The organism is Deinococcus rhizophilus (assembly GCF_030271215.1).
In the GTDB taxonomy this organism is placed as follows: Bacteria; Deinococcota; Deinococci; order Deinococcales; family Deinococcaceae; genus Deinococcus; species Deinococcus rhizophilus.
In genome coordinates this window covers 7,347-17,836 of sequence record NZ_JASNGB010000048.1, presented here as the reverse complement: position 1 = coordinate 17,836, position 10,490 = coordinate 7,347, and the positions used below count along the sequence as shown (strand labels likewise).

Below are 10,490 nucleotides of genomic sequence, written 5' to 3'. Positions count from 1 at the left end.
CCCTGCTGCTGGGGCGTGAGCGCGGCTCGACCGAACGCGAGCGGGTGGTGGGGCTGGGAGACGCGGCGCGGGCGGCGGCGGGGCCGCTGCGGTTCGGGCTGACCGCACCGGGCGGGCTGCTGTCGGGAACCTCTCCCACCTACCGCCTGTACGCCACCGCCGACGGCACGGTCGCCGTGGCCGCGCTGGAGGCGCATTTCGCCGCCCACTTCCGCGAGGTGATCGGCCCCGACCCGGAAGGCGCCCTGCGCTCGCGGCCCACCGCGCACTGGCTGGCCGTGGCCCGTGAGCACGACCTCCCGCTGGCGGCTGTCCCGGACGGGCCATCCGCACCATTCCGCTCCGAATAGAGCGTTGAGTCGGACCCGCCGGGGGAGTAGACTGGGCTTATTGAGAAGTATTCCTATTAAGCCGCTCACTCCGGAGGCCCCATGACCCCCTCGACCCTGCCGACTCCCTTGCCCGCCCGTTCTCCCCAGCCCTTTCGCCTGTCGCCGGAACTGCGGACGGCCGCCCTGCTGACCACCCTGACACTGCTGGGCCTGCTGCTGGGGCTGGTGGGCGAACACCTGCTGAGGCTGCCCACCCTCATGTGGGCGGGGTACGGGCTGGCGTACCTCGCGGGGGGGATTCCCTCCGGGCGTGAGGCGCTCCGCAGCCTGGTGCGCGAGCGCAAGCTGGACGTGGACCTGCTGATGGTGCTTGCCGCGCTGGGAGCCGCCTCGATCGGGCAGATGGCGGACGGGGCGATCCTGCTGTTTCTGTTCAGCCTGTCCAACACCCTGCAGGACTGGGCGATGGGCCGCACCAAGAACGCGATTCAGGCGCTGATGGACCTCAATCCCGAGGGCGCCACCGTGCGGCGGGACGGGACCGAGCGCTGGTGCGAGCTGGGCGAGATCCGGGTGGGTGACCTGCTGGTGGTGCGCCCCGGCGAGCGCGTGGCCGCCGACGCGCGGGTGGTGCGCGGGCAGACCAGCGTGGACGAGTCGCCTGTGACCGGGGAGAGCGTGCCGGTCGACAAGGAGCCGGGCGCCGAACTCGCCTCGGGAACCGTGAACCTGAACGGCAGCGTGGAGGCCGAGGTGATCCGGCCCGCGGGCGAGAGCACCCTGGCCCGCCTCGTCGGGCTGATGGAGGAGGCACAAACCCAGAAAAGCCGCACCGAGACCCTCACCGAGCGCTGGGAGAGTCCCTACGCGACCGCCGTGCTGCTGGGCGTGCCGCTGGTGTTCGCGCTGCTGTATTACGGCTTCGGCCTCCCCACCGATGACGCGTGGTACCGGGCGATGACCTTCATGGTGGTCGCCAGCCCCTGCGCGGTGGTGATTTCCACGCCCGCCGTGATGCTCTCGGCGATGGCCGCTGCCGCCCGCGCCGGGGTGCTGTTCAAGAGCAGCGCGGCGCTGGACGCCCTGGCCGGGGTGCAGACCGTCGCCTTCGACAAGACGGGCACCCTGACCCAGGCGAGGATGACCCTGACGCACGTCCACGCCCCCGACGAGCGCTCGGCCCTGGCCCTGGCCGCCGGGCTGGAAGCCCACAGCGAGCACCCCATCGCGCGGGCCGTCGTGATGGCGGCGGAGGAACGCGGGGTCAGCCCGCTGGCCCTCACGGACGCGCAGGCGGTGCCCGGTCACGGCATCACCGCCCGCACTCCGGAGGGCGAGGTTGCCTGGGCGGGCAACCTCCGGCTGGCCGGGCGGCAGGGAGCGGACCTCTCGGACGCGCAGCGGGCCACGCTGGACGAGCTGGCCGCCGCGGGCCGCAGCGTGGTGATCGTGGGAACAGGCGACCGCGCCCTGGGCCTGCTGGGGGTGGCCGACGCCCTGCGCCCCGGCATCCGGGGGGCGCTGGAACAGCTCTCGGCCAGCGGCGTTCCGCACCGCGTCATGCTGACCGGCGACCGCGAGGAGGTGGCCCGCACCGTGGCGCGGGAGGTCGGCCTGAGCGAGTACCGCGCCGAACTGCTTCCCGAGGACAAGCTGCGGATCATCGGGGAGTTGCCCGGCCCGGTGGCGATGGTGGGCGACGGGGTGAACGACGCCCCCGCGCTGGCCCGCGCCGACCTGGGGGTGGCGGTGGCCTCGGGCACCGACGTGGCGATCGAGAGCGCCGACGTGGTGCTGATGCAAAACGATCTCGGGCGGCTGGCGGGCGCGGTGCGGCTGGCCCGCGAGGCGCGGCGCACCGTGCGGCTCAACCTCGCCTTCGCCTTCGGGGTGATCCTGATCGTCGCGCCGCTGGCGGTCGCCGGGCAGGTCCCGCTGCCGCTGGGGGTGATCGCGCACGAGGGCGGAACGGTGTTCGTGGTGTTCATGGGGCTGCGGTTGCTGCGGCGCCGGGTGTAGAGCCGGGTGTAGGGCAGGTAAAGGTCCGCGCCGATCCGGGAGGGGTACGCTGGCCTTCCACACCCACTTCGCCCACAGGGAGGTTTCACCCATGAGTGACGACAAGCCCCGCCCGCCCGCCGACCGCAGCCCCGAGGGCGGCGTCAAGGACACCGACGACCTTAGCGGCGAGAAGGCCGTGCGCCGCCCCGGCATGGCCGAGAAGGGCCAGCAGGTCGACCAGACGCCGAAGGACGTGACCGGCGAGCACGACGCCATCCAGCCCCAGACCCAGCGCCGTTAGGCGGCTCCGCCCCAGGGAGGCCCCATGAGCGACAGCGACCCCAGCAAGAGCGGCACCGGTCCCCAGGACAACGTGCCGCAGGAACAGGTGCAGGACAACCCCAACTGGCAGACGGGCACCCCCAAGACGCCGGGCGAGGCGCAGACCGACGCCCACTGGGATCAGGCGGGCGACGGGAACGCCGACGCGGGAGCGGGCACGCCCCTCACCGCGAGCGGCGACGCCCCGGCCCCCAGTGCGGCGGGCGGCGAGTCCCGCAACCCCACCACCCACGGCGGAATGGCGTCGGGCCTGCCGGCCAGCGGCGCGACGACGAACCCGCAGAAGACGGTGGACGGGNGGCCCCCAGTGCGGCGGGCGGCGAGTCCCGCAACCCCACCACCCACGGCGGAATGGCGTCGGGCCTGCCGGCCAGCGGCGCGACGACGAACCCGCAGAAGACGGTGGACGGGGAAGAGGGCAGCTAGAGCATTGGGCAGAATGACGGCCCCCGGGGAAGGGCGCCCCAGGTGCCTCCCCGAATGCCCAATGCTCTTCTTCAATTCGCTCGCTCTGCTGCGCAGCTTTGCAAGTCCGCTCGGCCAACGAATGCGGAAACCCACCGCCTTCTTATGGCAAATGCTCTAGCGCGGCCAGCCTCCAGCCACCAACGAACGAGAACGGAGCCTCCCCCACCGGGCAGAGGCTCCGTTTCCTGCGACTTCAGTCCAGCGGCCCGAAGCTCAGCAGCACGTGCTCGGCGCTGAAGCCCGGTCCCATCGCCGAGAGCAGGCCCTGGCCCAGCGGCCCCCCGCGCAGCACCTCCTCCAGCACGAACAGGACCGTCACGCTGCTCATGTTGCCGTGCGCGGCGAGGACCCGGCGGCTGGAGTCCAACGCCCCTGAGGGGAGGTCCAGCGCTTCCTCGTAGGCGGCGAGCACCTTGACGCCGCCGGGGTGAACCACGAAGGTCCCCACGTCGTCCCGGCTCCAGCCGCGCCCGGCCAGCGCCTGCGCGACGTTCTGCTGCATCATGGCGCGGACCAGGCCAGGGATGTCGCGGGAGAAGCGTACCTTCAGGCCGTCGTCGACCACGTCCCAGCCCATGATGTCCTCGGAGTCCTCGATCAGGGTGGAAAAGGCCCCGTGCAGGGCCGCCAGCGGGGGCGGGCCGGGCACGCCCTGCGCGGTGACGACCAGCGCCGCGCCGCCGTCCGCGAACAGGGCCGTGCCCACGAAATTGCTCCCCGACTCGTCGCCCTTCACCAGCGTCAGGCTGCACAGCTCGACCGCCACGAACAGCACCCTCTGGTACCCCGCCCGCACGAGGTCGGCCGCCCGCGCGAGGCCCGACGCCCCCCCCGCGCACCCCAGGCCCCACACCGGGAGCCGCGCGGCGTGCGCGTTCAGCCCCAGCGCCCCGATGAGAAACGCGTCGAGGCTGGGGGTGCTCAGGCCGCTGGTGTTCACCACGACCACGGCGTCCACGTCCTCGGGGGCCACGCCCGCCCGCTCCAGGGCCTCCCGCGCCAGGCGGACGGTCAGGGCGCGGGCCTCCTCCACGAAGACGGCGTTCTTCTCCCCGAAGCCGCGCGGCTCCAGGTACCACTCCAGCGGCCGGGACAGGGCACGGGACTCGATCTGCGCGTTGCCGAACACGTCGAGCATGTGCGGGCGGGCCGCCATGCGGGGAAAGAGGGTGCGGGCGGCCTCGCGGATCTCTGCCTGCGGAGCGCGGTAGGGCGGGTGCCCGGTCACGAGCGAGCGCACCAGCGGCGGGGAAGCGAGCATGGGGCATTCTCTCCCCTCCCCGGACGGGCACCGTGCCCTGAGGCACCGTCGGGGCTGACGGGGGCTTCACGGTTGGGGGGCTTCACGGTTGGTCCGCCCGCGCGAAGGGGGAGAAGGTCTACCCCCTCTCCCCCACCCGGCCCGCGCTTCCCTCAGCGCCGGGCGGCCTGCTGCTGCTCCCACTCCTGACGGCCCACCTCGTCGAGGGCGGCGAAGTCCTCGTCGGAGAGCGTCAGCGCGGCGGCGGCCACGTTCTCCTCGAGGTGCCTCACCTTGCCCGTGCCGGGAATGGGCAGCATGACGGGGCTGCGGCGCAGCACCCAGGCGAGGGCCACCTGTGAGGGGGTCGCGCCCAGACGCCCGGCGATCTCGGTCAGGACGCTGCCCGGTTGCGCCAGCCGCCCGGCGGCGAGGGGGTACCACGGGATAAAGCCGATGCCCTCGCGCTCGCAGTGGTCCAGCACGTCCTCGGACTTGCGGTTCGCGAGGTTGTAGAGGTTCTGCACGGTGGCGACCGGGAAGACGCGGCGGGCGGCCTCGATCTCCTCGACGCCGACCTCGCTGAGCCCGGCGTGGCGGATGACGCCCTCGTCGATCAGCTCGCGGATCGCACCGAACTGCTCGTCCTGCGGCACGTGGCGGTCGATGCGGTGCAGTTGCCACAGGTCGATGCGCTCGACCCCCAGGCGGCGGCGCGAGATGTACGCCTGCTGCTTGAGGTACTCGGGGCGGCCGACCGGCACCCACACGTCGGGGCCGGTGCGGGTCAGGCCGCCCTTGGTCGCCACGACCACCGTGTCGTAGGGGTGCAGCGCCTCGCGGATCAGTTCCTCGGAGACGGCCGGGCCGTAGGAGTCGGCGGTGTCGATGAAGTTGACTCCCAGCTCGGGCAGGCGGCGCAGGGTCGCCAGGGCACCCTCGCGGTCGGCGGGGTCGCCCCAGATGCCCTCGCCGGTGATGCGCATCGCGCCGAAGCCGAGGCGGTTCACGCTGAGGTCGCCGCCGATCTTGAAGGTGCCGCTCTGGGCGGCGTTGGGGGTGGTCTGGGTCATGGGTGGTTTCCTCCGAGGGGGCATTCTGACGCCTGGCCCATGACCGGAGGGTGAGCGGCGGGGGTTGCGTCCGGTGGGGCTGCGGGGTTAGCTGCCGCCCGGTGCTGCCTCCCGCAGCGCCGCCCAGTAGCCGCCCAGCGCGGCGCGGCCCGCGTCCGTGATGCGGTAACTCGTGACGGGCAGCTTGCGCCGGAACGTCTTGCGGACCTCGATGTATCCGGCATCTTCCAGCCTGGCCGCGTGGCTCGAGAGGTTGCCCTTGCTGAGGCCCAGCGCCGACTCCAGGAACTTGAACTCGGCCTCCTGCGCCCCGGCCAGCAGCGAGAGGAGGGCGAGGCGCACCGGCTCGTGCACCACCCGGTCGAGCCCGAGCAGGGCCTGCACCGGATCGGGCGGGCCGGGGGGAGGGTCGCCCACACTCACGGGGTCACCGTCAGCCCGAGGCGGGCACGCATCTCGCGCAGTTCGGCCGCCACGCCCCGCGCCTCGGCGTGCTGGCGCAGGGCGAGCCACACCAGAAAGAGCGAGAGGCCCAGCAGCACGGCCAGTTGCGCCGCCCCGCGCCAGGGCTCCGCGAACACGGAGCGTCCCCCCACCAGCGCCCCTCCCAGCAGCAGCAGCCCCAGCCCGGCGGTGCGGGTGTGCGACTGGTCGACCAGCCGGAACACGGCCGGAGCCGCGGCGATCAGGGCGAGCAGCGCCGACCACGGCAGGTCCCGGAAGGCGGGAAACGCCTCAGTCACCCATCCACTGCGCTCGGCCAGCCACGCGAGCAGGGCGCCCACTCCCACCCCGGCGAGCAGCCCCCACGAGAAGCCTCCACCCGTCCGGGGCCACTCGGCCACCGCCCCGAGGGTCTGGTAGTGCCGACGGGTGAGGCGCACCACGCCGATGAAGCCCAGGGCCACCGCCGCCGCCCACAGCATCAGCCCCGCCGCGCTCACCTCCGACCGCGCCAGCAGGAAGGTCAGCGGCAGCACGGCCGCCCCGTACAGGTGCCCCAGCCCCAGCGCCGAGGCCGAGAAGCGGGCGTACCGTTCGGTGAGGGTCTGGAGCCGCGCATGGTCGCCGGGGTTGGGCAGGTTCACCGTCATCACCTGACCTCCCCTCAGCGCCGCGCGGCCAGCGGCGCGAAGAAGGCGAGCAGCAGGCCCAGGGCCGCCCCAGCCGGAGCCGAGAGCACCACGGCCAGCCCCACCAGCAGCACTCCGGCCCCCATCACCAGCGCGGCGCGGCGGGGCCGGACCAGGGCAGCCACCACCAGCGCGAGGGCCAGCAGGACTCCCGGTCCCCACCCCAGCGCGGGCAGTCGGCCCGCCGCCGCGAGCGCCGCCAGCGCCAGCAGGGGCAGGGCGGCGTTGCGGGCCTCGCACGCGCTCATCTGCCAGGAACGGGGAAGGCGGGGACGGAAAGAGAACTGGGTCATGTGAGGAGTTTGCGCTACAGACCAGTTTATGTCAAGCGCGGATTTGCAACACCAACCCGTCTGCCGGGATAGAGAAGCTCGGTCAGGCGGTCAGTCCTCCCCGCCCTCCTCCGGCACGCCCCACCGCTCGCGGGCGACGAACTGCGACAGACGTTTGCGGTGGCGGCTGCTCCAGTCGATGGAGGGCCGCTTCTCGCCCTGCGGGAGATACCCCAGGCGGTAGACGGCCATCAGTTCGAGGTCGCCCGGAACGTGCAACAGTCTCTGAATGGCCTGCCACTGGCGGGGAATCTCCATCGGGGTGGAGACGAACTGGATGCCCATGCCCAGCGCCCCGACCGCGTTCCAGATGTTCTCTATCGCCGCGCCGAGGCCGAACACCGAGTAAAAGCCGCTGAGTTCGCCGGGACGGTACTCCGCCCTGTCCAGCAGCGCGGCGAGCAGCAGCGGGCTTCCGGCGACGAGCTTGCGGTTGTCCTCGCCCAGTTTTTTCGGCACGCCGAGTTGCCGCATCAGTTTCAGGCCCGCGTCGCTGAAGACCTGCCGGGTAAAGGGCCGCAGCGGGCCGGGCAGGTGGTCGATGTGGATGCCGTCGCGCCGCTCCTGCATCTCGGCCTCGCTGAAGCGGAAATAGCGGCGGTAGCGCTCGAAAAAGACCCCGGCCTCGATCAGCTCGGTCATGCTCTCGCCGGAGATGCGGGCGATCTCGGCGATGGTCTGCGGATTCTCGACGAGCACGAATCTCCACGGCTGGCTGTTGAAATGGCTGGGGGCGGCCTGCGCCACCCGCATCAGCAGGTGCTGGTGCTCGCGGCTGACCGGGTCGGGCCGAAAGGGGCCGTTGGTGGTGCGCCGGGCCAGCATCCCCTCGATCAGGGGCACGGGGGGCGCTGGGGTCTGGGCGGGAGGGAAACTCATCGGGGGCAGGCTAGCGCGGGCACGCGGGGACGGGGAGGCCCCACCCCGATGACGCCGCCCTGACTACGCCGCCCCTACCACGCCCCCCACGCGCCCAGCGCGAACAGCCCGGCCGAGGCCAGCGCCCGCTGCCAGTGGTCCGCCCGGCCCGGACGGGTACGCGGCATGGTCAGCAGCGCCCCCAGCGCGGGCAGCAGCGCCCAGCCCCCGGAGCGCCACCCCAGCAGCCCCGAGAGGGCCACCCCCACGCACACCGCGAGGAAGAGGGCGTGGTGCAGCCAGCGGACCACCTTCCAGCGCCCCAGTTGCAGCCCCAGCCCCAGCGTCAGCAGCCCCAGCAGCAGGGCGGCCGTGAGCAGCAGCGCGAGGTGGTGCGGGGCCATCCCGCCATGCTGGCACGGGTACGCTGGGAACCATGCCCCGCCGCCTGACCGCCGCTGCTCTGCTCGCCCTCCTGACCCTGGCGAGCTGCGGTCCCCGCGCCGGGGAGGCGGCGGACGACCTCACCGCGCAGGTCCTCTTCACCGGGAACGGCACCTACGACCGCCAGGGGGACCGCCGGGGCGAGAAGGTCGCCGGGGGCCTGCGCGAGACGGTCTGGGAGACGGCCCCGCCCCTTCCGGCCCGGCGGGTCACGGTGCGGTATGACAGCGGCGCCCGGCCCCTGTCGTGGGCGCTGGAGATCGAGGCTCCCGGGTTCAGCGCCGCCGACCTCGCCGGGGAGGGAGCGCGGCGGGTCCGGACCTCCGGCGGCACCGGGGGCCTGCGCCCCGCGCCGGGGAGCCGCCTCGCGGACACGGTGATTCTGGAGGAGCCCAGCGGCGACCTGCGGGTGCTCACGCGGGGGTACGCGGTGCAGGCGGAGGCGGGGGTGCTGGGGGCGTTCCGGTAAGGGGCCTGGAAGAGCCGCCAGCGGGGAAGGGAGCGGGAGAGAGGAAAGACAAGACCCCAGCCGAGGCCGGGGCTCTTGTTGCTGGTCGCTTGTTGCTGGTCGCTGAAAGCTGACGGCTTTACTTCAGCAGTTCGCCTTCACCGAAGAACAGGCCCAGCTCGCGCTCGGCGCTCTCCGGCGAGTCGCTGCCGTGGGTGACGTTCTCGCCGGTAGTGGTGGCGAAGTCGGCGCGGATGGTGCCAGGAGCGGCGTTCGCGGGGTTGGTGGCACCCATCATGGCCCGCCAGCCGGAGATCGCGTTCTCGCCTTCCAGGGCGATGGCGACCACCGCGCCGCCCGTGATGAAGTCGACGAGTTCGCCGAAGAAGGGGCGCTCGCGGTGCTCGCCGTAGTGGGTCTCGGCGGTCTCGCGGGCGATCACCATCTGCTTGAGGCCCACGACGCGGTAGCCCTTCTTCTGAATGCGGGCGAGAATCTCGGGGGTCAGGCCGCGGCGCACGCCGTCGGGCTTGATCATGGCAAAGGTCCGTTCCATAGCGCCCGCGAGCATAGCAGGCGCTGGGGGCTGAGTCCTTCATGTGACCACCCTTCAGGGCCGCTTACAATACCCGGGTGACGCACCTTCCAGACTCTCGCCTCTCGCCGACAGCGGCGCGAATCGCGCTGACGGCGAGCGCGGTGGCCGCCGCCGGGCTGCTGCTGTTTCCCCTGGCCACCCTGGGGCGCGGCTTCGACGCCGACCCGGTCCTCCTGCACCTGACCGGCGCCGTGACCAACCTCAGCGCCAACCCCGACGCGCCCCTGCCGCCGACAGGCACCGTCCTGCCGCTGGGCTGGGCGGCCCTGGCCCTGCTGGTCGCCAGCGTGGTGGGGGCGCTGCGCCGGGCCTCCTGGGTGTGGCTGACCGGGCTGCTGGCCGCCGTGCTGGGCATCATGGCCGTCGTGCTGCTGGGGCAGGGGCTGGGCGAGCAGACCGCCCGCATCGCCGCCGACACCACGCTGCGCCCCGGCTTCAAGCGGCAACTGCGCTCCTTCTACGAGGGCGGGGGGATGAACCTGGGCCTCTTCCTGACGGTGCTGGGCGGGCTGATCACGGCGGGAGCGGGCCTGAGCCGTTTCCCGGCGTGGTGGGAGCGGCTGGGCAGGCTGCGGGGGCTGCTGGTGCCCGCCGTCGCCATCGCGCTGGCGGTGCTGGTGGGCGCACTGGTCGTGCTGATCGTGCAGCCCGCCGTGAACGCCTCGGGCACGCCGCTCACCCTCTGGACGGCGTGGCTGGCCAAGAGCGACCTCGTGTATTTCGTGTATTCGACCCTGTTCGCGCCCGTGACGGCGCTCAATCCGCTGCTGGAAAGCCTCAAGCTGGCGACCCCGCTGATCTTTACCGGGCTGTCGGTGGCGTTCGCGTTCCGCACGGGCCTCTTTAACATCGGGGCGCCGGGGCAGCTCACGTTGGGCGCGATCATGGCGATGCTGGTGGGCGTGTACGGTCCGGCGTCGCTGGGCTGGGCCCTGCTGCCGCTCTCGGTGCTGGCGGCGGCGGCGGGCGGGGCGCTGTGGGGGGCCATTCCGGGCATCCTCAAGGCCCGCTTCGGCTCCTCGGAGGTCATCAACACGATCATGCTGAACTACATCGCCTCGGCGATCTTCATCTTCCTGATCGGGTCGAACACCTTTACCTTCCTGGGGCGCGAGTACCCCATGCCCTTCAAGGCCGAGGGCTTCGAGCCCGCCTCCGAGGAACTGCGGGAGGGGGCGCGGCTGCCCACGCTGCTGGACCTCTTCGGGGTGGGCGGGGAGG

Annotated in this window: 12 protein-coding genes and 1 pseudogene; 5 read left to right on the top strand and 8 right to left on the bottom strand. The window is 72.6% G+C overall.

What is annotated here, in order from left to right; genetic code table 11:
* From QOL99_RS07300 to QOL99_RS07290, 3 genes and pseudogenes are all read left to right on the top strand, one after another.
* Window positions 1-350: pseudogene (locus tag QOL99_RS07300) on the top strand (CoA transferase); the annotation flags it as partial.
* A gap of 81 nt (window positions 351-431) precedes the next feature.
* The gene (locus QOL99_RS07295; RefSeq protein WP_285522629.1) at window positions 432-2,351 is read left to right on the top strand and encodes a heavy metal translocating P-type ATPase; all 1,920 of its coding nucleotides are present in this window, start codon (window positions 432-434) and stop codon (window positions 2,349-2,351) included.
* A 91-nt stretch (window positions 2,352-2,442) separates the two neighbouring features.
* Window positions 2,443-2,634, top strand: coding sequence for a hypothetical protein (locus tag QOL99_RS07290; protein WP_285522627.1), 192 nt, complete (start codon window positions 2,443-2,445; stop codon window positions 2,632-2,634).
* 702 nt (window positions 2,635-3,336) lie between these two features.
* On the opposite strand, the gene QOL99_RS07285 is transcribed toward QOL99_RS07290, so the two are convergent.
* From QOL99_RS07285 to QOL99_RS07255, 7 genes are all read right to left on the bottom strand, one after another.
* Complete coding sequence (locus tag QOL99_RS07285; RefSeq protein WP_285522625.1) at window positions 3,337-4,404, bottom strand: type III polyketide synthase; 1,068 nt, start codon at window positions 4,402-4,404, stop codon at window positions 3,337-3,339.
* Window positions 4,405-4,556: 152 nt separating this feature from the next.
* Entirely contained in the window at window positions 4,557-5,456 is a 900-nt protein-coding gene (locus tag QOL99_RS07280; protein ID WP_285522624.1) for an aldo/keto reductase, read from the bottom strand.
* A gap of 87 nt (window positions 5,457-5,543) precedes the next feature.
* Window positions 5,544-5,879 carry a transcriptional regulator gene (locus QOL99_RS07275; RefSeq protein ID WP_285522622.1) on the bottom strand — a complete coding sequence of 112 codons (336 nt, stop codon included), beginning with the start codon at window positions 5,877-5,879 and terminating at the stop codon, window positions 5,544-5,546.
* Window positions 5,876-6,550, bottom strand: coding sequence for a hypothetical protein (locus QOL99_RS07270; protein WP_285522621.1), 675 nt, complete (start codon window positions 6,548-6,550; stop codon window positions 5,876-5,878). The genes QOL99_RS07275 and QOL99_RS07270 overlap by 4 nt, the downstream gene beginning before the upstream one ends.
* Before the next feature lie 14 nt (window positions 6,551-6,564).
* Window positions 6,565-6,882: a hypothetical protein gene (locus tag QOL99_RS07265; RefSeq protein WP_285522619.1), complete on the bottom strand. Its 318-nt coding sequence runs from the start codon at window positions 6,880-6,882 to the stop codon at window positions 6,565-6,567.
* 90 nt (window positions 6,883-6,972) lie between these two features.
* Complete coding sequence (locus tag QOL99_RS07260; RefSeq protein ID WP_285522618.1) at window positions 6,973-7,800, bottom strand: nitroreductase family protein; 828 nt, start codon at window positions 7,798-7,800, stop codon at window positions 6,973-6,975.
* Window positions 7,801-7,874: 74 nt separating this feature from the next.
* Window positions 7,875-8,183, bottom strand: coding sequence for a hypothetical protein (locus QOL99_RS07255; protein WP_285522616.1), 309 nt, complete (start codon window positions 8,181-8,183; stop codon window positions 7,875-7,877).
* Window positions 8,184-8,215: 32 nt separating this feature from the next.
* Between QOL99_RS07255 and QOL99_RS07250 the strand changes: the two genes are divergently transcribed.
* Window positions 8,216-8,692 carry a hypothetical protein gene (locus QOL99_RS07250; RefSeq protein WP_285522614.1) on the top strand — a complete coding sequence of 159 codons (477 nt, stop codon included), beginning with the start codon at window positions 8,216-8,218 and terminating at the stop codon, window positions 8,690-8,692.
* A gap of 118 nt (window positions 8,693-8,810) precedes the next feature.
* On the opposite strand, the gene ndk is transcribed toward QOL99_RS07250, so the two are convergent.
* Window positions 8,811-9,227, bottom strand: coding sequence for a nucleoside-diphosphate kinase (gene ndk, locus QOL99_RS07245; protein WP_285522612.1), 417 nt, complete (start codon window positions 9,225-9,227; stop codon window positions 8,811-8,813).
* 77 nt (window positions 9,228-9,304) lie between these two features.
* Here ndk and QOL99_RS07240 point away from each other — a divergent pair.
* Window positions 9,305-10,490 (top strand): ABC transporter permease subunit (locus tag QOL99_RS07240; protein WP_407650151.1); only part of this gene is annotated, 1,186 nt, incomplete at its 3' end.

What these genes read in the sequence shown, in the direction of transcription:
- QOL99_RS07295 (WP_285522629.1), top strand. Translation starts at nt 432, where the DNA reads ATGACCCCCTCGACCCTGCCGACTCCCTTGCCCGCCCGTTCTCCCCAG.
- QOL99_RS07290 (WP_285522627.1), top strand. Translation starts at nt 2,443, where the DNA reads ATGAGTGACGACAAGCCCCGCCCGCCCGCCGACCGCAGCCCCGAGGGC.
- QOL99_RS07285 (WP_285522625.1), bottom strand. Translation starts at nt 4,404, where the DNA reads ATGCTCGCTTCCCCGCCGCTGGTGCGCTCGCTCGTGACCGGGCACCCG.
- QOL99_RS07280 (WP_285522624.1), bottom strand. Translation starts at nt 5,456, where the DNA reads ATGACCCAGACCACCCCCAACGCCGCCCAGAGCGGCACCTTCAAGATC.
- QOL99_RS07270 (WP_285522621.1), bottom strand. Translation starts at nt 6,550, where the DNA reads ATGACGGTGAACCTGCCCAACCCCGGCGACCATGCGCGGCTCCAGACC.
- QOL99_RS07265 (WP_285522619.1), bottom strand. Translation starts at nt 6,882, where the DNA reads ATGACCCAGTTCTCTTTCCGTCCCCGCCTTCCCCGTTCCTGGCAGATG.
- QOL99_RS07260 (WP_285522618.1), bottom strand. Translation starts at nt 7,800, where the DNA reads ATGAGTTTCCCTCCCGCCCAGACCCCAGCGCCCCCCGTGCCCCTGATC.
- QOL99_RS07255 (WP_285522616.1), bottom strand. Translation starts at nt 8,183, where the DNA reads ATGGCCCCGCACCACCTCGCGCTGCTGCTCACGGCCGCCCTGCTGCTG.
- QOL99_RS07250 (WP_285522614.1), top strand. Translation starts at nt 8,216, where the DNA reads ATGCCCCGCCGCCTGACCGCCGCTGCTCTGCTCGCCCTCCTGACCCTG.
- ndk (WP_285522612.1), bottom strand. Translation starts at nt 9,227, where the DNA reads ATGGAACGGACCTTTGCCATGATCAAGCCCGACGGCGTGCGCCGCGGC.